This is a genomic window from Alphaproteobacteria bacterium (assembly GCA_004295055.1).
GTDB lineage: Bacteria > Pseudomonadota > Alphaproteobacteria > SHNJ01 > SHNJ01 > SHNJ01.
Window position 1 is genome coordinate 1 of record SHNJ01000031.1, and the last position, 25,105, is coordinate 25,105.

The 25,105-nt window shown below is 48.3% G+C and carries 20 protein-coding genes and 1 tRNA gene; 13 read left to right on the forward strand and 8 right to left on the reverse strand.

Annotated elements, in window-relative coordinates:
- The coding region (locus tag EYC62_07560; GenBank protein TAH32584.1) for a hypothetical protein at window positions 1–1,759 on the reverse strand (1,759 nt) is incomplete at its 3' end.
- Window positions 1,760–2,055: 296 nt separating this feature from the next.
- Between EYC62_07560 and EYC62_07565 the strand changes: the two genes are divergently transcribed.
- Both EYC62_07565 and EYC62_07570 read left to right on the forward strand, forming a co-directional pair.
- A complete protein-coding gene (locus tag EYC62_07565; GenBank protein ID TAH32585.1) occupies window positions 2,056–2,517 on the forward strand; it encodes a GatB/YqeY domain-containing protein in 462 nt (153 codons plus the stop codon).
- Complete coding sequence (locus tag EYC62_07570) at window positions 2,517–4,370, forward strand: DNA primase (protein TAH32586.1); 1,854 nt, start codon at window positions 2,517–2,519, stop codon at window positions 4,368–4,370. Before EYC62_07565 ends, EYC62_07570 begins: the two co-directional genes overlap by 1 nt.
- Here the strand turns inward: EYC62_07570 and EYC62_07575 are convergent, their stop codons facing one another.
- Entirely contained in the window at window positions 4,371–4,892 is a 522-nt protein-coding gene (locus EYC62_07575) for a hypothetical protein (GenBank protein TAH32587.1), read from the reverse strand.
- A gap of 332 nt (window positions 4,893–5,224) precedes the next feature.
- Here EYC62_07575 and rpoD point away from each other — a divergent pair, with 332 nt between their 5' ends.
- From rpoD to EYC62_07590, 3 genes are all read left to right on the forward strand, one after another.
- Window positions 5,225–7,249, forward strand: a complete 2,025-nt coding sequence (rpoD, locus tag EYC62_07580; protein TAH32588.1) for an RNA polymerase sigma factor RpoD — start codon at window positions 5,225–5,227, stop codon at window positions 7,247–7,249.
- A 9-nt stretch (window positions 7,250–7,258) separates the two neighbouring features.
- Window positions 7,259–7,678 (forward strand): YjbQ family protein, encoded by a 420-nt coding sequence (locus tag EYC62_07585; GenBank protein ID TAH32589.1) that lies wholly within the window; start codon window positions 7,259–7,261, stop codon window positions 7,676–7,678.
- 162 nt (window positions 7,679–7,840) lie between these two features.
- Window positions 7,841–8,551 carry a hypothetical protein gene (locus EYC62_07590; GenBank protein TAH32590.1) on the forward strand — a complete coding sequence of 237 codons (711 nt, stop codon included), beginning with the start codon at window positions 7,841–7,843 and terminating at the stop codon, window positions 8,549–8,551.
- Between the two features lie 221 nt (window positions 8,552–8,772).
- Here EYC62_07590 and EYC62_07595 read toward each other — a convergent pair whose 3' ends face one another.
- Window positions 8,773–9,204 carry a hypothetical protein gene (locus EYC62_07595; protein TAH32591.1) on the reverse strand — a complete coding sequence of 144 codons (432 nt, stop codon included), beginning with the start codon at window positions 9,202–9,204 and terminating at the stop codon, window positions 8,773–8,775.
- A 135-nt stretch (window positions 9,205–9,339) separates the two neighbouring features.
- On the opposite strand from EYC62_07595, the gene EYC62_07600 reads away from it, so the two are divergent.
- A tRNA-Met gene (locus EYC62_07600) sits at window positions 9,340–9,415 on the forward strand.
- Window positions 9,416–9,636: 221 nt separating this feature from the next.
- Here EYC62_07600 and EYC62_07605 read toward each other — a convergent pair.
- From EYC62_07605 to EYC62_07615, 3 genes are all read right to left on the reverse strand, one after another.
- Window positions 9,637–10,173 (reverse strand): hypothetical protein, encoded by a 537-nt coding sequence (locus EYC62_07605; GenBank protein ID TAH32592.1) that lies wholly within the window; start codon window positions 10,171–10,173, stop codon window positions 9,637–9,639.
- Window positions 10,174–10,479: 306 nt separating this feature from the next.
- Window positions 10,480–12,450, reverse strand: coding sequence for a hypothetical protein (locus tag EYC62_07610; protein ID TAH32593.1), 1,971 nt, complete (start codon window positions 12,448–12,450; stop codon window positions 10,480–10,482).
- Between the two features lie 297 nt (window positions 12,451–12,747).
- The gene (locus tag EYC62_07615) at window positions 12,748–12,957 is read right to left on the reverse strand and encodes a hypothetical protein (protein TAH32594.1); all 210 of its coding nucleotides are present in this window, start codon (window positions 12,955–12,957) and stop codon (window positions 12,748–12,750) included.
- Window positions 12,958–13,224: 267 nt separating this feature from the next.
- Between EYC62_07615 and ettA the strand changes: the two genes are divergently transcribed.
- The 4 genes from ettA to EYC62_07635 all read left to right on the forward strand — a co-directional run bounded on the left by ettA (window position 13,225) and on the right by EYC62_07635 (window position 18,760).
- Window positions 13,225–14,910 carry an energy-dependent translational throttle protein EttA gene (ettA, locus tag EYC62_07620; GenBank protein TAH32595.1) on the forward strand — a complete coding sequence of 562 codons (1,686 nt, stop codon included), beginning with the start codon at window positions 13,225–13,227 and terminating at the stop codon, window positions 14,908–14,910.
- 162 nt (window positions 14,911–15,072) lie between these two features.
- Complete coding sequence (locus tag EYC62_07625) at window positions 15,073–17,436, forward strand: hypothetical protein (GenBank protein TAH32596.1); 2,364 nt, start codon at window positions 15,073–15,075, stop codon at window positions 17,434–17,436.
- A gap of 99 nt (window positions 17,437–17,535) precedes the next feature.
- Window positions 17,536–18,267, forward strand: a complete 732-nt coding sequence (locus EYC62_07630) for a DUF541 domain-containing protein (GenBank protein TAH32597.1) — start codon at window positions 17,536–17,538, stop codon at window positions 18,265–18,267.
- A 115-nt stretch (window positions 18,268–18,382) separates the two neighbouring features.
- Entirely contained in the window at window positions 18,383–18,760 is a 378-nt protein-coding gene (locus EYC62_07635) for an endonuclease domain-containing protein (protein TAH32598.1), read from the forward strand.
- A gap of 71 nt (window positions 18,761–18,831) precedes the next feature.
- Here the strand turns inward: EYC62_07635 and EYC62_07640 are convergent, their stop codons facing one another.
- The gene (locus EYC62_07640; protein ID TAH32599.1) at window positions 18,832–19,464 is read right to left on the reverse strand and encodes an ABC transporter substrate-binding protein; all 633 of its coding nucleotides are present in this window, start codon (window positions 19,462–19,464) and stop codon (window positions 18,832–18,834) included.
- Between the two features lie 2 nt (window positions 19,465–19,466).
- On the reverse strand, window positions 19,467–20,345 hold the full coding sequence (locus tag EYC62_07645) for a VacJ family lipoprotein (protein ID TAH32600.1): 879 nt from the start codon (window positions 20,343–20,345) through the stop codon (window positions 19,467–19,469).
- Between the two features lie 313 nt (window positions 20,346–20,658).
- On the opposite strand from EYC62_07645, the gene EYC62_07650 reads away from it, so the two are divergent.
- From EYC62_07650 to metE, 3 genes are read left to right on the forward strand one after another with little or no spacing between them, the layout of a single operon-like run.
- Entirely contained in the window at window positions 20,659–21,645 is a 987-nt protein-coding gene (locus EYC62_07650) for a metalloregulator ArsR/SmtB family transcription factor (GenBank protein ID TAH32601.1), read from the forward strand.
- Window positions 21,642–22,637: a methylenetetrahydrofolate reductase [NAD(P)H] gene (gene metF, locus EYC62_07655; GenBank protein ID TAH32602.1), complete on the forward strand. Its 996-nt coding sequence runs from the start codon at window positions 21,642–21,644 to the stop codon at window positions 22,635–22,637. The genes EYC62_07650 and metF overlap by 4 nt, the downstream gene beginning before the upstream one ends.
- Window positions 22,638–22,685: 48 nt before the next feature.
- Window positions 22,686–25,067 (forward strand): 5-methyltetrahydropteroyltriglutamate--homocysteine S-methyltransferase, encoded by a 2,382-nt coding sequence (gene metE, locus EYC62_07660; GenBank protein TAH32603.1) that lies wholly within the window; start codon window positions 22,686–22,688, stop codon window positions 25,065–25,067.
- The last annotated feature ends 38 nt before the right edge of the window (window positions 25,068–25,105 follow it).

Consider the following 25,105-nt stretch of genomic DNA (forward strand, 5'->3'; position numbering starts at 1 on the left):
GCATTACGCTATTGCGCCATGATAAAAACACGGGATCATGTTCATCGATATGAATAGAACCTAAATCCAGGCTGATTTTGATTGCTTTTTCGCAACCGGTAATATTGCTGGCATCATTGCCGGTATCGGTGGCATCATTGGCTTCCACCACGTCGTCCATGGCCTGATTGGCTGGCGCGCCACCGCCACCGTTGCGGGCAGCCATGTTTCCAGCGCCGCCATTAGGATTGGCGTAGGCATTTGCTGCCGCGCCATTGGCCGGTATGGCATCCACGTTTCTGGGATTTCCGTTGTTGTTGGCTGTACAGCCGTCTCCATCGCTAAGGATTACGCCATTGCCGGCTTGCAAACGGCGGAAGACCATTTTTTTATTGCCATCAATGCCGATGTAAATGCTTTTTGTTTTCGTGGTATCTGGCGGAGTATTTGGCACGCCAGCGATTAAACCACCGCCAACGTTGATGCCGCCTTTAACCGGCACTTGAAGGGTATTTTTGATCACGACGTCATCGGCAACGGTGCTGATATCTAAATTAGTATCCGCCGATTTAATGCGGCGCAGTCCTAAAGTGGATCCGACTGGTTCTTTCAAAATTGCGCCAGGGCCTGTACCAATATTTTGCGCGCCGGTAATAACGCCACTGCTAGATCCATCAAAACCCAGTACAATCTGACCGTCATTTTCGGTCAAAGTAATGGCAGGGCTTGCCGAAATGATGCGGCGGAATACAAACGGGCTGGTGGTGCCGTCTTTGTACACTCTGGCACCGTTAGCGCCGGAGTTGGCGGCACTGGCCGAAGAGGTGCTGACGTCAATATTGATGGTGTCTGCGTTTTGGGTAATTTGGGCAGCGCCGCTGGCGGTTATAGTACGGAATTTCATCGCTTTTGGCATATCGCCAACATCGCTCTCATCCACATTGTCCATAACGTCGTCATTTTCATATTTAAAAATGCGGCCGGTTCCATTGCCTACGTTTTCAGCGGTCATTTGCGGATCGTGTTCCGGTACACAGGCAAATTCGACTTGGCCTTCATCGTTTTGGCGATAAATCAATTTTTCGCGTATTTCGTCGCAAGTTTGAACGCCGGCAACCAAGTTTGCGGCGCCTTGGCCTTGGGCGTCACGAGTGTCAGCGTCGGTTTTGGCAAATATACGGTCGTCGCTGCGATTTTGCTGTAACATTTCATTGATGGCATCGGCACTTTTTAATCTGGTTAGATTGCCTGCGAGCTCAGTGATGTCGCGGCAGTTTGTTTCAAACTGGCCGTTTTTACCGGCAACCATCAAAGCGAATGACGGCGCGGTTGCTACTTCAGTGTGCGTTGCAAAGTTAGAGTTGATGTAAAGTGGTTCCACTTCGTCGCCTTCAATTGGCGGGTCGATCGTGCCTGGTCCATTATGCCATACGCAATATTTAATAGGCGTGCCCAATGGATCGAACTGCGATCCGTAATTTCCAGGAACATAACCGGCGCCAGCATCACCGATAAAACGGCCATCTCCTTTTTTGGCGGGTTTGACTTGGAAGATGTTGCCGGTGTGCATGCTGCCATCGCGCGAAATAGAATTTGTCAGGCTATTGATGGTCGAGGTCAATTGTGCCCGGTTATTAATGGTCGCGGCTTGCCGGCTGGCGTTTTGCGTGGTGGTGGTGCTAAGGACCAAGGCGCCTGCCGTTACGGCCAGAATGGCGAACACATATCCGAGAGCAAAACCAGCGGATTTTCTGCGGTTTAGGGTACGAAATGCGACCATCTTAATTCCCCTTTTTATAAAATTATTTAAAATCAAATACTTAAAAATCACAAATGCGTGATAATATACCACCGGTATATTACTGATTAGGATACAACGTTTATATTACATTTTCGTGACGTATAACGTTTTATAAACCCGCATTGCCCAATAATTTAAAGGAATTTTGTTAATAAATAGCCAAAACAAGGTATTGGCATAAGCAAACAAGGAATTTTCCCTGGATTGCGTGGTATATATAGGTGTGCTACGCCAATACGAAGAAATTCATTAATCATTATTAAGAAGGTAGGCTTATGTCCGACATTAAGACCCGTCTCAGCAATGCTGTAAAAGAATCCATGAAAGCGCGCAATGAACACCGTACCACTACTTTGCGCATGGTGATCTCGGAAATTAAAAAACGCGATATCGATAACGAGATTAAGGGCAAACCGGCCTTGAACGATACCGAGGCAATGGCGGTTTTGCTAACTCTGGTAAAACAGCGCAAGGAAAGCGCGACAACTTTTATTCAAGGCGGCCGTCAGGAATTGGCGGATAAAGAAAATTTGGAAATCGCCATGATCGAAGAATTCTTGCCAAAGCAATTGGACGAATCCGAAGCAAAGGCGAAAATCAAGGCGATCATCGCCGAAGTCGGCGCCAGCTCGGCCAAGGATATGGGCAAGGTCATGGGCGTTGTCAAAGAACGCCTGGCCGGACAGGTTGATATGACCAAGGTCAGCGGCTGGGTGAAAGAAAGTTTGGCGGCATAATGGCCGGAAATTTTCCGCAAAATTTTTTAGACGAGCTGCGTAACCGCACCTCGATTGCGGAACTTATTGGGCGCAGCGTGAAATTGACGCGCAAAGGGCGGGAATTTTCCGGACTGTGCCCGTTTCATTCCGAAAAAACGCCCAGCTTCACCGTATCGGAAGAAAAGCAATTTTATCATTGCTTCGGTTGCGGAGCGCATGGCGATGCGATTAAATTTTTGATGCAATCGCAAAACCTGTCGTTTGTCGATGCGGTAACGCAATTGGCGGAACGGGCAGGGTTGGAAGTGCCAAAAACCCAAGGCCGCGCCGAAGATCCGGCGGAATTGGAAAAACGCAAACGTTTATTGACCTTAACCGCGCAAGCGCAAATGTGGTTTACGCAAAATCTGAATCACTCCCAATTGGGGCAGGGCGCGCGCGATTACTTGGCCAAACGCGGATTGTCGCCGCAAACGATTGCGCAATTTGGAATCGGTTTTGTTCCGGATGACCGCGATGGTTTATGGCGTGCGATGTCTAAATCCGGGATAGATGTTAATCTGGCCGCCGAAACCGGATTGGTGATCAAAGCGGAATCGCGCGAACCGTATGACCGGTTTCGCAGCCGTATCATGTTTCCGATTCATAATTTGAAAAAAGAGCCTATCGCGTTTGGCGGACGTATTTTCGGCGAGGGCGAGCCGAAATATTTGAATTCGCCGGAAACGGAATTGTTTCACAAAGGCCGCACCGTGTACGCACTGCCGTTCGCAACGCCGGCAATGGGCAAAACGCGGACCGCCATTGTGGTTGAAGGATATATGGATACAATCGCTTTGCATCAGGCGGGAATTACCAACGCGGTTGCAACGCTCGGCACCGCGTTGACGGAATCGCACGTTGAATTATTGTGGCGATATGCCGACAGAATATTGTTATGCTTTGATGGCGATGCTGCCGGGCTGCGCGCGGCGGAAAGATCCATCGAACGTATTCTGCCGCTGTTGCGCGTGGGCAAAGAAGTGCGCTTTGTTACCATTCCGGCCGGATTCGATCCCGATACCTATGTGCAGGCCAAAGGTCAAAAAGCTTTTATGGATTTATGCGCCGCCGCGGCTCCATTCCATGAAAAATTGGCCCAAGTGGAATATCATGCAAAGCCGGTGGACAGTCCGGAATCGGAACGCGATTTGTATAAACGCCTCGCGCAAAAATTGTCTTTGGTGCGGGATGAAAATTTACGCCAGGATTACCGCCGCTATATTTACGATCAATTGAAACCGTTATTAGCGTCTAATTCATCCGCGCCAGTGTCCGGGTTTGTCAAAGCGAAAAAAATCATCAAAGGCGCATTTGCGCGCAATCCAATTCCGGTGCCGCATAATATTCACCAATTGCGCAAAAACAGCGATGTCGAACGCCGCGAATCCGAAGCTTTGTTGGCGGCGCTGTTGCTGTACCCCAAATTATTGGCGGTTCATTGCGAGGATTTAGGCACGCTGTCTTTCGCCGATCATGATCTGGAAAAATTGCGCATGCGGTTGATCGATATTTCGCATCATGCCGATATTGGCGAATGGACGGACTGTTTCCATCAATTCGATTCCGCCGAACGCGATCAAGTGGAGGATATTTGCGAACGTTCCCGCCATATGTTCCGGTGGTTGCAGGAGGATAATCAATATTTAATCGAACATTGGCGGCAATCTTTGCTGGCGCACCGGACCAAACAGGATCAAGCGCCTATGCACGCGCCGCCGGAAGGCGAATTTGACGAAGCGTCATGGGAAAAATATTCCCGCCAGTTGCAGCAGGATTTGGAAGCGCAGCAAGATCTGCAAAATGCGTTGCTGGGCGCCGGCAATAAATAATCAGCGCAAATTGCACTTTTTTCGTAAAACGCCCAGCGCCAGAATTTCCGGAGAACCCTTGAATAATTCCATAAACCGCAATACGTCGGTGCTGTTGGAAACTTTTCTGCCGGTGCTGGTGCGGGTTTGGCCTCCGCGGACATGGCGTTCATGCTGGATAGCGGTGGGTGATGATGGTTTAGGCATATGATCTAAATATCGCTCTAACGCTATTTCTAAAATAAAAGCAGCTAATTTATGATTTAAGGCGTCATTAAAAGCGTCGGATAAAAAATTATGGGTGTATAAAGTGCGGACGTATAAAGACCATAACTTTCCCGGCGGCAATTTAAATGTAGGATTTTTGGATGGGCCGTTATATTCATCCACGATGCTAGCCATGATGCGTCGTCTTAAATTCAGGCGGCCATCTTCCAGGGCGGCTGATCTGGATTCATATTTTGCTTCCGGCGCATATAACAAAAATAAATCGTCGCGCGTTCTGCAAAACACAGGAATATCGGGCAAAGAAATTTTATTCATCGATCGATGCAAGCGCCTTGGTAAAATGAATGGAATCCCGGTTCGGTTATTATTTTTTTATAATTGGCCGGTAAAACCGGAAACAGGGATATATATAAAATGGGCTTTACGCACAAGCAAAATCGCCTAAACACATGAAATAAATGGCATTTTATGACTTTTCCCCGTTCCGGGCGCGATATTCGGCTTGCATAAGCCATTGAAATCCCCTAGAAAAGACGATCGCGCGGACACTGGATAGTTCCGCGCAGTACACTATTTTTATATCAGATTTTTATTTTGGGTGTGGGTAGGGGGTAGCGTTGCAATCTAATTTGGCAGTGAAAACAGGCATGAACAAAAAAAGCAAATCAGAATCAGAAGAAACTCCAGAAACCGAAGACGCCCCATTGCTGAAAAGCCAGGCTTCGGGAATGAAAAAGCTGATCGCCAAGGGTAAGTCGCGCGGCTATGTCACTTATGATGAAATCAATCAGGCTTTGCCTGCCGGCAAATTAAGCGCCGACGCAATCGAAGACGCGCTCGCGTCATTTTCTGAAATCGGCATCAACATTGTCGACGCCGATGCCGAAGATGTCGACGAAGTGATTGTCGATACGCCAGCCAAAAAAACCAAAGGCAAAAAATCCAAATCCGGAGAAGAATCTTCCGATGAAGAAGGGTTCGACAGCCCGGAAGAGGAAGAGGACGAAGAAGACGAAGAAGAAGGCGAACAGCGCGGCAACGTCAGCAACGAAGCCGGCCGCACCGACGACCCGGTACGCATGTATTTGCGTGAAATGGGCCAGGTGGAATTGTTATCGCGCGAAGGCGAGATTGAAATCGCCAAACGGATCGAATCCGGCCGCGAGATGATGCTGGGCTGCCTGTGCGAGTCGCCACTGACGCAAAAAGCGTTGGCGGAATGGCGCAGGGCATTGGACCAAAACAAAATTATGCTGCGCGAATTGATCGACCTTGATACGTCTTATGGCGCGGAAGAAGAAGAGATCGAAGAGGAAGAAGAAGCCCCGCCAGCCGCCGCAGACGAAGAAGGCGAAGAGAGCGCGGAAGAAGCAAAGGCGCAGCCGGAACAGCCGGAAGAGGAAACGCCAAGCCTGTCGTTGATGGAACAGGCGTTGATTCCGATTATCGGCGAAGCGCTGGATAAGGTGCTGGGCCTTTATAAAAAATTCCGCGGTTCGCAACAAAGCAAGATCGACGCGACCGCCAAAGGCGGAAAAATCGATCCGCGCACCGAGAAAAATTACGAAAAATTAAAAGCCGAAATCATGGCGGAAATCGTCGCCATGAAACTGGCGCAAAGCCGCATCGAACAATTGGTTTTGCAATTGTACGATATCAATAAAAAAATCGGCCAGTACGAATTGCAAATGATGCGTTGGGCCGAATCGTGCGGCGTCAAGCGCGAAGAATATATTTCCTGGTATCAATCGCAAGACCCGGAAAAAATAAGTTCCAAAAAATTCGGCAAAATGACCGGCAAGGGCTGGGCAAAATTCGCCGAAAAACACGGCGAGCAAATTGACAATATCGTCAAGGAATTTAAAGTCATCGCCGAACAGGTGATGTTACCGCTCGTCGAATTCAAACGCATCGTCGCATCGGTACAGCGTGGCGAGCGCGATTCGAACCGCGCGAAAAAAGAAATGATCGAAGCGAACTTGCGCCTGGTTATTTCGATTGCCAAAAAATACACCAACCGCGGCTTGCAATTTCTCGACCTGATTCAAGAGGGCAATATCGGCCTGATGAAAGCGGTCGATAAATTCGAATATAAACGCGGTTATAAATTTTCAACGTATGCGACCTGGTGGATTCGCCAGGCAATCACGCGTTCGATCGCCGATCAGGCGCGTACCATCCGCATTCCGGTGCATATGATCGAAACCATCAATAAATTGGTGCGTACCGGCCGCCAGATGTTGAATGAAATGGGCCGCGAACCGACGCCCGAAGAGCTGGCCGCAAAATTGCACATGCCGCTCGATAAAGTGCGCAAGGTGATGAAAATCGCCAAGGAACCGATTTCGTTGGAAACACCGGTGGGTGACGAAGAAGATTCGCAATTGGGCGATTTTATCGAAGACAAACAGGCCGTCATTCCAATCGACGCCGCGATCAACGCCAATTTGCGCGACGCCACCACCCGCGTTCTGGCCACATTGACCGCGCGCGAAGAACGGGTTCTGCGCATGCGATTCGGCATCGGCATGAACACCGATCACACGCTGGAAGAAGTGGGAACGCAATTCACCGTTACCCGCGAACGTATTCGCCAGATCGAAGCAAAGGCATTGCGCAAATTGAAACATCCATCGCGCAGCCGTAAATTGCGCAGTTTCTTGGATACGTAATCGGCCGGAATGAAATCCTATCGCAAAGAAATCATCCTGCATTTGCCAACGCGGCGCGGGTATGTGAACATCACGCCGAAGGTGGAACAATGTATCGCCGAATCCGGGATTAGCGAGGGTTTGTGCCTGGTTAATTCGATGCATATTTCATCGTCGGTTTTTATCAATGACGATGAACGCGGATTGCACCATGATTTTGAAAAATGGCTGGAAAAATTGGCGCCGGAAAAACCATATGACCAATATCGCCACAATGACACGGGCGAAGACAATGCCGATGCCCATTTAAAACGCACCGTTATGGGCCGCGAGGTGGTGGTGGCGATTACAGACGGTGAATTGGATTTTGGCCCGTGGGAACAAATTTTTTACGGCGAGTTCGATGGCAAGCGCGACAAACGCGTGTTGGTCAAAATTATTGGCGCGTAATTTGTGCGGCTTAAAGCAATAAAAATTCGATTTTAAATTTGAACTATTATTTTAAAAATAATAATTGACAGATTTTTGCCGATATGTTTTAAAAGTTAAAATTAATAACTAACATAATAAACAAAATAATAAATATAGACACGATAAATAAGGGCGCGAGAGATGAGAACACCAAAAACAGTCTATTTTTTAGGCGGATTGCAAACGCATGGGCGCGGACATAAGGCTCACGCGATCGGACAGGTATGCGGGGCCAATCGCATTAATTTTCATGTTATTGATTGGCAAAATCCGGTACACGGCCATGTGGATGAATGGGTGGGTCACATAGCCGATACGATTCCGCATTTTGCTGCGTCTGGCAAAAAAGTTTTAGTGGCTAGTTCTTTGGCCGTATGGCCAGCTTTATTATGGCTAGCCAAAGCTGGCGTAGAGGCTCCGGCTTATGTCGATCATGTCGTGGCGGTTTCGCCAGTCGTCGACGCGACCGCAAAACTTGCGTCCCAATTGGGCGATGAAAAAAATCAAATCGATGTTCCGTGTGGTACGGATGTGCCCACTTTTCCACTAACGCGGGACCATGTGACTCGGGCTGAACCGTTTTTATTGGGTAAAACGGGCCATACGTGGATGCAATCAATATCGCCAAGAATCGGATTGACGGTGATGGCTGGCCCGGATGAACAAGCCGCCGGAAATGCCTTAATGCGCCACTGGCCAAAAGGCGGCATGTTGTGGCCGGAAATGCAAGATGTCGCGTCCGCTTATAAGCCCGTGACTTTGGAAGGGCGGAATTTTGAACGCAATGAAAAGGACGCAGCCTTGATAGCCACTATGGTTTACCACGTAGCGAATTTAGTTCATTCAAAATAAGAATTTTATCGCAAAACCCGTTCCGCTCGGCCAGGTGTTAATGGCACGCCAACCTGCTTTAAATTCGGTATTGGGATTAGTGATTTTCAGTTTTTGATTTTATAGCGTTTAATTAAGGGTTTTTGTGCGCGTTGTTTTTATAAACGCTGGTTTCGATACAATAACTCCAACGCCTTAGTTTTTGGTAAAATTACCTCTTCTAAGGAATTATGTGACACGAATTAGGCGGCGCGACCCCAACCTTTGATAATCGCAGCATGTTCGATCAGAAATTTACCAACTTGCGTATGGCTTTTTCCAGCTTGCTCAACCGCAGATAAAACGGAATCGGTAACCTTGATGCCACCATAAGTAAGCTTGTTGGCCAGTACAATTCCGATTGGCGTATCGGCGAATTCGCCTTGCGCGACCGCTACCAACGAATTGACATTGTTTATTTGCGCGGGGGCACAAGACAGCGTATCGTACAAATAGGCGGCAGTGTGGGGTAATCCGGCTATAATTGCCGCAGCGGCAATTGCTTGCCAAGACAACCGTTCCGGTTTACCGGCATTTTCATATAAAATTCTTTCGGCGATGGATAATTCGCCGCGGCTCAAATGGTGATTTATTCTGCGTGCAGCATCTGTGGCTGGAGAAGTATCTAGGCTCATTAAACCCACCGTATTTTTCTTTAAAGAAATATTTTGTAGCGGATGGGATTTTGTACGTCAAGCCTGTAATTTCTAAGGCTGATTCGCAAAAATGGGTTACAGATGACATCAGCCCGTGTTATATCAATTCGGCTTGGGCCTGTAGTTCAGCGGTTAGAACGCACCGCTCATAACGGTGTTGTCACAGGTTCGAATCCTGTCGGGCCCACCATATTCTTTTTAGGATGCGTTTCTCAGCTTTTGAGATATAGCAGAAAAAGGCTGGGAATTTGGGGTTTAGCGCTGGCGCAACTTAACCGCGCAGCCATTTGATGTATCGAAAAACCGCGCATCATTCTCTCTATTTGGCGTATTTTTCTCAGGTGGGTGTCACCACAAAAATAAAAGCGCGAGATATTGTCCCGCGCTTTAATGAATTTTCCGATTATCTTCTTATCTTCCTGCAGCAACTCCAGCCCTTGCCCTTACCCAATCTTGAGCCGTAATTCCTAGAATAGAACCTTCGCCTGTTCGTGGGTGATTGGATAAAATTTCTTCAATCGATCTATTTATGTCTGCAACTGGTATTCCAGGGCTTAGTGCCTCTCGGCCTACACCGGCAACTGTCAATTCATAATCCATGAGTGTTACAGAGTCTGTGGCGCCTGCTGGAGCGCGGAATTTAACTGTGTTAGAGCCAGTAGAAAAACCTTTTAACATTTGTTCATATACTTTGCGTGCATGGGTTAGGGCAGCGGCTTTTCTTACAGATTCGATCCCTTGATTTATCTCATCTAATTGTTTAGTTGGATCCAGGGCTTCTCGTCCCATCCCAGCCTTTTTTAAATATCTGTCCATGGATTCTAATGTGCGATCAGCAGCTAGAGAACTAGCGTTCGAGTGCTTATCGCTACCGTCTAGTAATTTCCCATACAATTGTTGAGCAATACTTAAATTTATATTATCCATAACTACCTCTTCTGTATCCATATTGGCACAATATTATTAGAGTGTCAAGTTGGAATAAAATTACAAAGGTATTTTTGTTTCAAATTCATCGAAAGCTTGCAGAAAACCTAGCTTTTCCATCGAAACAAAACAATTGAGAGCGTTTTATTTAAGCTTCTTTCGGCCCACCAACTATAAGACCCCCAATGGGGGTCTTATAGTTGGTAAGATCGTTAAGTTTCGAACCTCTGTGCACAGGTTCGATTACAAGGCATTCCGGAACTCGGAGCGATTCAAGGAATCGCGAACAGCATATCGTAATTAACATCCACAACGCGAACGCGACTTTTATTTTTCTCCGCGTGTTCTAGCGGCGTGGGTAATGGCGCGGACTGGCCCCGTTTGGCTTTTGATCATGGCAGGTTTGCGGCGTTTGGTTGATTCATGTATTTTTGCTAAATGAGTTGGTAATCCCATTCTTCCAGCCGGAGCAGACCTATGATTCCTAATAGAATGGTATTCAATGGCGTCACCGGCGCGATTCATGATATTTAGAACATAGCTTGCCGCTTTGGCCGCTATTGCCGGATTGGTTTTTGTATGTTGATGGGCCATTTTCATGGCTTCGCGATAACAATATTCATACCAATAGGACCTATTATTGGTATGGTACCTTGATATCCTTGATATCCAAGAAGGGGGGCTGCACCGCTCGATGGTTTGCAAGGCGAGCTCCGGATCCGTTTGAGTGACTCTCTTAAAGTTCCGGCAGAGGGATGCAATATCTACGGCCGACAATTCTCTAATCGATTCTTCTCCGGCTGTTTTTACAGCATATCTTGTCGCCCGCAACGCCAAAGCGGGATCTGTTTTTTCGTAATGAGCGGCGATTTGGGTTGCCAGTGTTACGCAAAATCCGTCCCATCCCAATCTTTGGTTGGCACAATAGGATGATCTCCAATTCGATTTGGGGGCAGTTGCCGTATGAATCTCCATAATATCCAGTGTCAGTTCTGGATCCAGCTCCGCCATTTTTCTAAAAAAATTCTCTCCAATTTCAAACACACTATTATCACGCGAACCACGGCTGAAATTATATAAACCGTCCGTCCATCCTGATGTGGATAGGACATCCACGCATCGAACGGCAAATTGAGGGGCGGGTAAATTTAAATCATTTGCAATTCCCAATAATCGCTTGGTTCCTTTGCGCTGCTTTGATCTTAAGGTTTCCCAAAATTCTATGCGCTTTCTGTGATCCCACTCGGGTGACAGGGACGAGGGCAATACATAAGTCGGCGCTTTTTCAGGATCAATGGCATAACCCAGCCAGCATTTCATAACTTGTGCCGCAAATGGCCGGTTGGCGCGAATAAAATCAACGGCAACTTGAGCCTTGGCTTTTTTCAGGTAATTGCTGCTATCAGGCTGGCGCATGACTGATTCTGGGCGCGATAGGCATAATTCATCAATTGTTGCTTTGGCCGCCCCTTGATATTTGGTAAGTGGGTCTAGAAAGGGAATCGAAAGGTCATCCGTATTAATAGGCGCATATGCTTCATTTTTGCGGCTTAGGATGCCGCACGCAGCGTCTAGCGCCAATTGCGGCCGGGTTATTCTGTAAAAAACAGCAATGCGAGCCAGCCCGTCTAAAACAATGGTGTCTGAATCCGATCTTTCTATCCGGTCGCCGTTGGAAATGCGAACAGGTTTTGCAAATTCGCGTACTATGGTGTCGGGATGACTTTGAACGGCTTGTTGCAACACATCGTTTATTAAATCGGATCTTTCTTTCAAAACACCACTAAATAAGCGCCGGACAAAGGCTATTCCTTCTTTGGGCTTTTTGTTAATGAAAGCGGCCAGAGCCGGCAGCGCTGTATCGTGAATTCGTTTTGTCTCGAGTTCGGAATAATGAAGAGGAGGAACCTTGCAATAATCGTGAAATATGCTCTCTATGGCTTTGCATACTTGCGGTGTATCGGTGTCGATCAAATCCCAAGCCGCTCTATCGATCAGCATTTTCAAAGCTTGCTGCATCAATTCAATATTTTTTAAATTAGGGGTATCATTGTGGTCAGATTTTTTTCCGGTGAATTGTCCCATGCCGGATAGCAATTCTGCGGTTAAAAGAGCCCATTCCGCTTTTTCTAAAAATTGATCCGCTTGCGGACTCGTGGCGCGCCGAAGCAACTCAAAATATTTATCCGGTTGTGTGCGGCGCAATTCGTCCAAAACGCCTTTACCCAACAAAGTGTTGGTGAGCGCAGAGCCAGAAACTGGCGCTTTTGCTAGCACGCGGTCAGAGGGTTCGGACATGGTATATAATTATAATGTGTATTCATTTAGGATGCAATATATTTTCTTAAAGGAAATATAATTCACATTTAACTTCAAGTATTTACTAACTTAATAGTACTAAAACAAAATTATGAGCGCCTTTTATCCCAGGTGATTCCGGCCCATCAGTCTTCGCCCCTTTGGGGCTACGACTCGGCAAGCCAATACAAAAGGGGCGAAGACTGCCGCGCCCTAGCGAAGCCGGGCTGGATCAACCAATATGAAATACATCCCCCGAAGCGAACGGCGGCGCAAACAGAAAAATTAACTCTGACGCTATTTGCCCCTTAACTTATCCCAAAGAATCTTACCCGCTACAACTGGAATAATTATTGGAGCAGCAATCGTAATACCAGTCGCCACCACAGCTTTAGCCACAGCCCCACCTAATTCTTGTTTATGAACTGTAGAAGGTTTCTCACCTTTTGAGATTCTTTCTTTTGCCCGTTCGCCAGCTTCTCGCCCAATATCACCATAGTATCCCATATTGTTTCTCCTTGTGTTGTTGAGTCTTTTTGTATCGTTGAGTGTTCTCAATAGCACTATTTATAATCAAAGTCTATATTTATTTTAAAATAAAATTACTAATAATGTTTTATTTGGTATTTTGCCGATCCACCAAATGTGGGGTGCAGCGGCCCAAATAAAAAGGAATTGAATAAAGAAATGCCTGTTATACCGGCGTTTTCCTGTTCCTCTTTCTATCCCTGTTAATTTTTGCTATGAATCCCAGCTAATTAAAGTGAGGATTTAATGGCATCGTACCAATTCGTTTACACCATGAAGGGCATGACCAAGGCGTATCCCGGCGGCAAAGAAGTGCTGAAGGATATTTGGCTGTCGTTTTTGCCGGGCGCGAAAATCGGCGTGATCGGCCCGAACGGCGCGGGTAAATCGACCTTGATGAAAATCATGGCGGGTTGGGACACCGAATTTTCCGGCGAAGCCTATGCCGCCGAAGGCGCCAAGGTTGGATACCTGCCACAGGAACCAAAACTGGATCAGAATAAAACCGTGATGGAAAACGTGATCGAAGCGCTCTCGGAAACGCGCGCGTTGTTGAAACGGTTTGAAGAAGTGAATATGAAATTCGGCGAAGTCGCCAATGACGATGAAATGAACGCGCTGCTTGCGGAACAAGCGGAATTGCAGGAAAAAATCGACGCGGTCGATGGGTGGGAAATCGAACGCCAGGTTGAAATCGCGCTGGAGGCTTTGCGCTGTCCGCCGGGCGATTCCGGCGTGACCAAATTGTCTGGCGGCGAAATCCGCCGCGTTGCGCTGTGCAAATTATTGCTGCAAAAACCGGATTTGTTGTTGCTGGACGAACCGACCAACCATTTGGACGCGGAATCGGTCGCGTGGCTGGAACGGCATTTGCAAGAATATAAAGGTACTGTGGTCACCATTACTCACGACCGTTATTTCTTTGATAACGTCGCCAACTGGATGCTGGAATTGGATCGCGGCCAGGGCATTCCGTACGAAGGCAATTATTCCAGCTGGCTGGAACAGAAACAAAAACGTCTGGCGCAGGAAGAAAAAGAAGAATCGGCGCGGCAAAAAGCCTTGGCCGAAGAGCGCGAGTGGATCAAATCTTCGCCAAAGGCGCGTCAGGCGAAATCCAAGGCGCGTATTCAGGCCTATAATGAATTGCTGGCCAAATCCAAGGAGAAAATCGGCGATACCGCGCAGATCGTTATTCCGCCGGGGCCGGAATTGGGCAACATCGTTATCGAAGCGAATAACTTGCGCAAATCGTTCGGCGACCGGTTATTGTTCGACAATTTATCGTTCAATCTGCCGCGCGGCGGCATCGTTGGCATTATCGGGCCGAACGGCGCGGGTAAAACCACATTATTCCGCATGATTACCGGAACCGAAAATCCCGATGGCGGCACGATTAAAATCGGCGATTCGGTAAAATTAGGTTATGTCGATCAATCGCGCGACAAGCTGGAAGATAAAAAAACCGTTTGGGAAGAAGTTTCCGGCGGCGACGATGAAATCGATTTGGGCCGCAAAAAAATGCAAAGCCGCGCGTACTGCGCGCAATTCAATTTCCGTGGTAGCGACCAGCAGAAACGCGTCGGGCAATTGTCGGGCGGGGAACGTAACCGCGTGCATTTGGCAAAAATGCTGAAAACTGGCGTGAATTTATTGTTGCTTGACGAGCCGACCAACGATTTGGACGTCGATACGCTACGCGCGCTGGAAGAAGGCTTATTCGAATTTCCAGGTTGCGCCGTAATCATCTCGCACGACCGCTGGTTCTTGGATCGTCTTGCCACGCACATTCTGGCATTCGAAGGCGATAGCCAGGTGGTATGGTTCGAAGGCAATTACCAGGATTACGAGGCCGACCGCAAGCGCCGTTTGGGCGAGGATGCCAATACGCCAAAACGCATTAAATATCGCCCGTTAACCAAGGCGGCTTAACCTATTTTCATTAAATCGTTATTTTTTCAGCATTTTTTAATGCTGTAGAGAATATGTATCGACATAAGTATATGACTTTACTAGATATTTTTGTATCTTTTTAGGATTGACATGTGCCCTATATATGATAGAGTACATAGAGTTATTGGAGGAGTATAATTAATGGCTGATACTAAAAAACCTGCTAAGGGTAAAGATTCGCGTGTGGAAGTTAAAATTCCGGGCGCAAAAGTCACGGTAGAATCAACGACAAAAAAATCCAAGCCAAAAGCACCAAAAGCTTCGGTCGAAGCGCAGCCAAAGCCGCGCGCCGAGAAACCAAAAACTTCCAAACCGGCAGCAACAAAAGAATCCAAAGGTAAGGCCGCTGTTTCCTCCAAAACAGCCAGCGCTAGCCCTAAAGCAAAAACTGAAAAAGTCGGACGTAATCCGCAAATAATACCAAGCGTGGGGCAAGCGACTGCTATACCCAGCAAGAGGAAACCTATGCCTGCGGAGCAAGCGGCCGCAGCGCGCAGAAACGGCGGAAAAAGACAGAGTGCTGCAGTAACGACTAGTCCATCGTTGTTAAATGCAACGGAACAACCTCTTTCTCAGATTAGTTTCGTAACTCCTGACGGCGCACAACATACGCAAACTGTATATGGTCCTTCGTCGGTTACGCAAATTCCGCCATTATATTTAGAAACCAATTCTGCGCTGCAAAATCAAAGTGCAAGAACCGGCAATGAATTGCCTTCCGTATTCATCGCGGGCAGTTTTCTTCCAGAAGGCGTTGCGGCTGCATCCTTAAATGCGCCGGATGCCAATGGCATTTACACGGTCAATTTGGGTTCCAATGCTGCGCAACCGGCGGCTCCTGTAGCGGCGGCACCAGTAAACAACGCAGCTCCAGCTCCAGCTCCAGCTCCAGCTCCAGCAGTAGCAACCCCGGCAGTAAACCCAACAACTAACGCAGCGCCAGGTTCAAATACGGCCGTTCCGGCGCCAGCGGTTAATACGGCTACGCCAGCGACTAACGCAACTCCAGCTCCAGCAGCACCATCGGGACCAACTCCGGCAGTAAACCCGGCTGCTCCAGTTCAGATTCCAGCAGTAAATGCTGTTGGCGCTACTCCAACAATAACTACAGGGGCCACTTCATCTTTCGCTGCAAAACCCCCCGCCCGTCATGGATTCTCTGTGTGGGGCGTCACCAAAACCGCATTGGCTTGCGGTTTATTGGGCGCTATCGTAACACCGTTTATTCCTTTTGTTGCTGCGGCCATAGTGCCTAGCGTGTTTATAGGCGGCGCGGCCATAGTGCCTAGCGTGCTTATAGGCGGCGTGGCCGGTTTGGGTATCGGCGCTGTCGGCGGGGCGATTGGAGAGGGGTTGAACGTAACTAGAAATTCCAACGGTCCGGGGAATAAAGCGCTTAAAATTGCTTTGGGGGCAACTCTTTTCTTGTCTGGTTTTTTGGGATTGGGCCAGCTCTTAAAGCAAAATGATATTGATGGCAATCGTTCTGCCAAAGTATTTTTAAAACAAAGCGACCGTGAAAAAAGCGCTGTTAAAAAAATGCCTCAAGAAGGACCGGCGGAGTCCGCCTGGCTAAGAAAGCAAAAAGAGGACGCCGCAAATGCCGCCGCAGTAAAAGCCGCCGCAGATAAAGCAGCAGAAGGAAAGGCAGCTGATGCTTCTACAACCGCTCCCGCTCCAAAAGCCGAGGACAAAACTGCGGTACAAACCCCTGTAGCGGAAGCGCCAAGCATTACATCCGGACAATCCACGTTATCGGTACGGTATATGCCGTTGGAAGCTGTTTTGGATGCAAAAGACAGAGTAATAGGCATGAAATTTATGACCTATGAAGCGAGTCCAAGCGGCGGTTTACAATGGGTGGATGGTATTACTCCGGACGGCAAACCTGTAAAAGGCGTTAAGGGCGAACGTTATGGCATCTATTATGGTAAAAACGATGTCCGGTGGGGGGATACCGGATTTTCGGCCGATATAGCGCGCGAAATGGCGGCGGTAAAAAAAGTCACTTTGATTTCGCAAACTCCCGATGAACAACGCGTTATGTTGGACAGTCAAAAAGACGGCAAGCAAAGAGTTGCAACCGTTAATCTTCAAACCGGGGCAGTTACGGCGATTGCCGATGCAACTCAAGAAGATATCAATGGAATAACGAACAGAAAACCGGTTCCATATTTATCCGCCAATAAACTTTTACAGGATAGAACCGGCGCGCCAATACTTGTATTGGACAGCACGGCTACTTTTACCCAAAATGGCGGCAAAAACATAGTCGATACCGCTAACGGTAAAGTGGTCATCAATGGCGATAAGGTCAATATTATGGTTGAAGATTCTGCGACGAAAAAGATTGAATTCGTTCCGGCAACCAGAGACGATGTCGATACGGCCAGGTTCCTGCAAAGGCAGTGGAAAAGAATATCCATGGCTCCAGCGGCGCAAGTAAACTCGCAGTTGGCACTGATGGGATTGCAGGGAACTTTCCGCCAACGTGGCAGCGCATAGCAATTTAATTCAGGATATGCTAAAAAGCCGCCATGAAAATGGCGGCTTTTTTATTTATCCTGCTTCCATCGTCCTATTTATTGTAACGGAGAAAATTCCATGAAATATATTCCAGCCTTGATGGTTACCATTGGTTTATTGGCATCAAATCCGGCGAATGCGTTTACCATGCAAAAAAGCGGCGATGAATTGATACGCACTGTGGCGGTGCAGGGAAGTTGCCGCAGGGAATTGGTTCCCGATAAAGCCAGTTTAAACATGACGGCGGTGGCGACTAATGCGAAGGATTTGAAATCGGCAGTGAACGAAGCCGTGCGCAATTACGAATCCGCGCGCACCCAGATACAGAAAATGAAATTGAAAGACGCCGAACTGACGACATCGGAATATAATGTGCAGCCGGTTTACGATTGGAATGACGGCAAGCAAATTTTACGCGGATATCAAGCGCGTGTCGGATTGCGCGTCGAAACATCGGAAATCGACCGCATGGGGGATGTAATGGCGGTGGCGGCGGACACCAATATGAAAGACGTGGCCGCCTGGCAATTGGTGGTCAGCCCGGAAAAATACCGTTTGATGGCACAAGAATGTTTATCGGATGCGGTGCTGGACGCGCGTAAGAATGCCGAAAAAATGGCCGGCGCGCTTGGCGGCAAGGTGGGCAATGTCCTATCTTTGTCCCAACAAGGCATGGTGCAACAACCGCCAATGCCGATGTACAATATGATGCGCGCCGAGGCCAAGGCCGATATGGCGCAGGCCCCGACCATCGAAGCCGGCAAGCAGGACATCAACATCACGGTCGATGCGACCTTTGCGCTGCAGTAGTGCTTGCTAAACTGTCATCCCGAACGAATGTAAGGATAGTCGAATTTTTCTTAGCTACCCTCCCCTTGAGGGAGGGTCAAAAATGCGATAGCATTTTTGGGGTGGGGATCGGCTGATGATCAAATATGCAAAAACTCATGTAAAGCCATGGATGAGGAAACTGGGCAACAACTTGCGCCAGGATATGACATTGGCTGAGATTTTGTTATGGCAAGAATTAAAATCCAGCCAATTGGAAGGTCTAAAATTTCGCAGACAGCAGCCTCTGGGTTCTTATATCGCCGATTTTTATTGTCCGGATAAAAAACTGATTATTGAAATCGACGGAGCATCGCACGAATTTTCGATCATTTATGAAAAAGATCTTGAAAAAGAAAAATTCCTAAACGAATTAGGCTGCACCGTGATTAGGTTCACCAATGAAGACGTTAAAAAGAATATCGAAGGTGTGCTGATCGATATCAAAAAAGCGGCGGGAATATTGACAGAGTAATCCCCACCCCAAAGTTGCTTTGCAACTTTGACCCTCCCTCAAGGGGAGGGTAGCTTATTGGTGTATTTTTTTTAATCCGTATGCGCTGTGACTTGGCCGTTATCGGCGCGGCCTTGGGTCTTTTTGCGTAAGATTTTGATCAAGGCATCGATATCGCCGCCGCCACGTTCAATCACGCTCGAAAACTCGCTGCGTTGCGTGGTGCTCATGCTGACGCCTTCGACAATCAAGTCCATGATTTTAAAACCATTGCCGGCTTGTTTTAAACGCCAGTCGATCAATACCGGTTTCGATCCATCGGGATTGATCATTTGCGATTGAACCAGGATCGAATCGACTTCTTGTTTGGATCCGTTAACTTTAACGGTTTGGCCGGAATATTTTGCAAACCTTGCGGAATAGGTCTGGGTTAACATGCTTTCGAATAAACGCAAATATTCCTGTTGTTGGTCGGTTGACGCGGATTTCCAATACCGGCCCAATGCGAATCGGCCGATGCCCGGGACATCGAAATTTTGATTTAACAATACACGAAACCGGCGGTCCCGTTCGGTTTGATCCATGTTTTTGCCGGTTAATGTGGAAATCGCGGTATCGCTTAAATTTTTAACAAAACCTTCGGCGCCACCAGCGCTCGCTGAAGTAGTCGGAATAAACGCAAAGGACAGCAACAGGGTTAAACAGATCAGGGTGATTTTACGCATGGCTATTGAATCGTCGCGGTTTTAGAGGTTGCAGGAAGATCCTGGTCGTTTAACAAAGATGTTTCTGTATCTTTGGTCAATTGCAGGTTCACTTTTTTATCTTCTTTCTTGGGATTGATTATAGAAGAAGATTTAGTTTTTTCTTTGTCATCGGCAAGCGGCGGCGGACCTTCGCGAACTTCGCGATTGTCGATTAAATAATCCCGGCGTTGCTTATATAGGCTGCGGATCGAGGAATAGTAATCGACCGATCCGGCTTCGATATCATCTAAAACGCTGATGGTTTTTGCGCGCTGGCTGATGCCATCCGTGGCGGCGCGGCCCATGAATAGTTCCGATTCGTCGTTATGCACCAGCAATATATAGCGCAGCGGGTCCATAAAGAAGTCCGCCACGCGGCCGATCGAATCGCGGGTGTTGGATGGGCCAAGAATTGGCAATACGACATAAGCATTTTCGCCCATGCCCCATACACCCAAGGTTTGTCCGAAATCTTCCTGGCGGTAAGCGACGTTGAACCAATTATTGGCAACATCAAATAAACCAGCAACACCCAAGGTGGAATTCACAAGAAAGCGGAACAAAGTATTGCCCGCATGCTCGACGTCGCCTTGCAATACGCCATTGAAGAAATTAACTGGCGAGTGCAAATTCAAAAGGAAATTGTCCATGGATTCGCGCACCGGCGGCGGTGGCAGGTCGCGGTACAGGGATGCGACCGGTTTGAACAACAAACCGTCCATAAAATAGTTGAATTCAAAAGTGGCGCGGTTCAATCCTTCCAAAGGATCTTGAACGACGTTTTCTTCGCCGGGTTGATTGGCGGAAGCGCAAGCGGTCAAAGCAAGTAAACACAAAACGATCAAAAAACGATTTATCATTATTATTCCCTGAAAAAGCGCGCGCCGCGCCAGCCCCCATTAATAAAGCAAAACAATTGAGAAAATCTTAATCACCTATCACATATATAAGGAATTATTCAATTGGCTATCGCCTAATCATATATGTGCATAATTTCTTGTGGCAATAATGTCTCAAGAAATCATGGCATTAACCCCTGGGCCAAGGTAAAGCAACTAAAAATCAAAAAAAATCTAAAAAAATAAGGATATCTTTATATATTTATGGTACCCTGAAAAAAGTATAGATTCCAATAGGATACGAAGTATCCAGAATAGATTAGAAAGTTGGCACATGGATCCGGTCGTTACATTTTCCGAAGATGAATTATTGGGCGCGTTGCGGGCGGTGGCCGAACCGACCCGGTTGCGGATTTTTGCTTTTTGCTCCCGCGCGGATTTGTCGGTAACGGATTTGACCGATCTTTTGAACCAAAGCCAGCCGCGAATTTCACGCCATTTAAAAATTATGTGCGAGGCCGGCGTGTTGGAAAGGATGCGCGAAGGCACATTTGCTTTTTACCGCGCGGGCACATCCAGCATAGGACGGGAATTGGCAGTGCGCCTGTTAAGCCTGTATCAATTTTCCGTTCAAGATTCACGTGCACTGGAATCCTTGAAACAAAAACGGCATAAACTGGCGGCGCCGCTCGAAGCGCAAAATAGCGAAGAATTGCGCAAATTGCGTCCGTACTATCCGTCCGAGAAATTGATCGATCAGGCCTTGATAAAATTGCTCCCCGAAGATGAAATCGAAGATTTGCTCGATATCGGCACGGGAATGGGACATATGTTATCGCTGTTCGGCCCTCGCGTAACGCACGCGATGGGAATCGATTTGTCCCGCGATATGTTGTCGCTGGCGCGCGCGAACCTGATGCTGGCGGATTTGCAAAATTGCCGGGTGCAGCATGCCGATATGTACCATTTGCCGGTGGATGCGGAATCTTTCGATGCCGTCACTATTCATCATGTGCTGCATTATGCGGAACGCCCAGCCGAAGTCATTGCCGAGGCTGCGCGGGTATTGCGTCCGGATGGCCGCTTGGTAATTGTAGATTTTATCGCGCATGATTTGAGAAAATTGCAGGATGATTTTGGCCATCGCTGGCTGGGATTCAATGAACGCGAATTGCAGCAATGGTGCGAAGATGCGGGATTGGCCGCCGATGCGCCGACCATTATTTCCGAACCCAGCAAGCAATTGAAAGTTTTGATTTTGAATGCGCGTTTGAAAAGCGCCGGGCAACAAAAACCGAAGAAAAGAAAATTTGCCGCATGAACACGAAAATTGTCGATCACTTAACCGATTTATCGAGGCTGTTTAACGTCAATCCGGCGCGCGCCAACGAAGCGTTAAACGCGCAGACTTTATCCGGATTGCAAGTTTCGTTCGAATTCTTTCCGCCCAAAACTCTCGAAGCCGACGCGGCGCTTAGCGAAGTAAGTTCCAAGCTGGCCACGTTGCGGCCAAAATTTATGACGGTGACTTATGGTGCCGGCGGGACAACCAAAACAAAAACGCATGAAACTGCCGTGGCGATGCAACGCGCGACCGGTATTCCGATTGCGGCGCATTTGACTTGTGTTGGCGCGCCAAAGTCGGAAATCAATGCGGTGGCCGATGCGTTTTGGAACGACGGTATTCGCCATATCGTCGCGCTGCGCGGCGATATGCCTGGCGGCGCGCCGTATGTGCCGCACCCGGATGGGTATCCATATACTTCGTTCTTAATCGAAGGCTTGAAGAAGCTGCATAACTTTGAAATCTCTGTCGCGGCTTATCCGGAAAAACATCCCGATGCGCCGTCATTGGATTCCGATATCGATGCGCTGAAGAAAAAAATCGATGCTGGCGCCGATCGCGCGATCAGCCAGTTCTTTTTCGAGCCCGTCACGTTTTTGCGCTTTGTCGAAAAGGCGCGTGCGCGCGGCATCGACAAGCCGATCGTTCCAGGAATTTTGCCGATCCATAATTTTTCGCAAGTCATCAAGTTTGCGCAGCAATGCGGCACCAAAATTCCGGATCATATGTACAGCACATTCAAAGCGCTCGATCAAGATCCGGAAACGCGCAAACTGGTTTCCGCGATCACCGCCGCCGAACAATGCAAAGTCCTGCATGCGATGGGCGTGCGGCATTTCCACTTCTATACCCTAAATAAAGCCGATTTGGTTTATGCCGTTTGTCATATGCTGGGCTTGCGCGCTGGCGGCGAAACTGCATCATCGGCCACCGAACTTGCGCCGGCGCGTGCCGGTGCGATTGGATAAGCTATTTAAAACTGTTATAAGAATTTACCGCACAAAAGGAGTCTCGTCATGGTTACATCTGCAAATCTTGGTTTTCCGCGCATCGGTTTCCGCCGCGAATTGAAAAACGCGCTGGAATCTTTCTGGCATGGCGAAACATCCGAAACCGAATTGCAATCCGTTGCCAAAGAATTGCGCCAGCGCCACTGGAAATTGCAACAGGATTCCGGCATCGATATTATTCCTTGCAACGATTTTACTTTGTACGATCATGTTCTCGATACCATCGCCATGACCGGCGCAATTCCGGCGCAGTATAAATGGGATGGCAAACCGGTGAAGCTCGCGACTTATTTTGCCATGGCGCGCGGCCAACAAGGCCATGTGCATGGCCCGGATTGCGGCCATCATCACCATCATCATGACCACGGCAATGAACTCGATGTTGCGGCGTTGGACATGACCAAATGGTTCGATACGAATTATCACTACATCGTGCCAGTGTTCCACGTGGAACAAAAATTTTCTTTGTCTACCAACAAGGTAGTCGATGAATTCAACGAAGCGAAGGCTTTGGGCATCAAAGCAAGACCGGTATTGTTGGGTCCAGTTTCATTTTTATTGTTAGGTAAAATGCCGCAAGGCGGATCGCCGATCGATTTGCTGGACCGTTTGCTGCCGGTCTATGCGCAGGTGTTGAAAAACCTCGCTGCGGCAGGTGCGGAGTGGGTGCAAATTGATGAACCATGTTTGGTTACGGACTTGGACGATAAAGTACGCGCCGCCTATCAGAAAGCGTATGAAACATTGTCCGCCGCCGCGCCAAAATTGAAAATCATGCTGGCGACTTATTTTGAAAGTCTGGATGGAAATTTGGAAACGGCCCTGCAATTGCCGGTTGCCGGATTGCATGTGGATCTGGTCCGCGCGCCGCAACAATTGAAAGATGTTCTGGCCAAAGCGCCGAAGCATTTGGTTTTATCGCTGGGTATCGTCGATGGGCGCAATATCTGGAAAAACGATTTCAAATCGTCGCTGGCGATTTTAAAAACGGCGGTCGATGCGGTTGGCAAAGACCGCGTGCAAATCGCGCCAAGCTGTTCCTTGCTGCATACGCCAATCGATTTGGCCGGCGAAATCAAATTGGACGAAAAAATTAAAAACTGGATGGCTTATGCCAAACAAAAATTGGAAGAAGTCAGCGTGATTGCGCGCGCGCTGCGCGATGGCGAGGCATCGGTTAAAACCGAATTAGCCGCGAATGAAAAATCGATCGCCGATCGCGCCAGTTCCAAATTGATTCACAACGCGGATGTCAAAAAACGCAGCAATGCCGTGACCGACGATATGATGAAACGCGGCAGCGTATTTAAAACCCGCAAAGAAGCGCAAGCGAAAGTGTTGCAAATACCGGCATTCCCAACCACCACCATCGGTTCATTTCCGCAAACCAAGGAAGTCCGCGCCGCGCGCGCCGAATTCAAATCCGGCAAGCGCGATAAAGCGTCCTATGAATTTTTCCTGAAAGACCAGATCAAGCAATCGATCCGCCTGCAAGAAAATCTAGGCATCGATGTGTTGGTGCATGGCGAGTTCGAGCGTAACGACATGGTCGAATATTTCGGCGAACAATTGGAGGGCATTACATTTTCGCAAAATGGCTGGGTGCAATCTTATGGTTCGCGTTGCGTAAAACCGCCGATTATTTTCGGCGACGTTTCGCGCAAAGGTCCGATGACCGTCCGCTGGTCTTCTTATGCGCAATCGCTGACCGATCGTCCGGTAAAAGGCATGTTGACTGGCCCGATCACCATTTTGCAATGGTCGTTCGTGCGCAACGATCAGCCGCGTTCCGAAACCGCGAAACAAATCGCGCTGGCGATCCGCGACGAAGCGGTGGATTTGGAAACCGCCGGTATCAAAGCGATTCAAATTGACGAACCCGCGATCCGCGAAGGCTTGCCAATTCACCGCAAAGATTGGAATGCGTATTTGGATTGGGCGGTGAAAGCTTTCCGTCTGTCGGCAAGCGGCGTTCGCGACGACACCCAAATTCACACGCACATGTGTTATTCCGAATTCAACGACATTATGGATTCGATCGCCGCGATGGACGCCGACGTGATTTCGATTGAAACCGCGCGCAGTGCCATGGAAATTTTAAACGCGTTCGTCAGTTTCAAATATCCAAACCAAATCGGTCCGGGATTGTACGACATTCACTCGCCGCGCGTGCCATCGGCGCACGAGATGCTGGATCTGCTGCACAAGGCAAAAGATTTATTGCCGCCCGACAATGTTTGGGTCAATCCGGACTGCGGCTTGAAAACCCGCGGCTGGCCGGAAACCGAAGCGGCTTTGGCCAACATGGTTGCCTGCGCCCGCGCCATGCGCCGCGAGCTTGGCTTGCCGGATACGGTGGCCCGGCTGAAATTGGCGAAGGTGGGATAGTTCTATAAAGATAAAATTATGTCTTTACAGAAACTAAA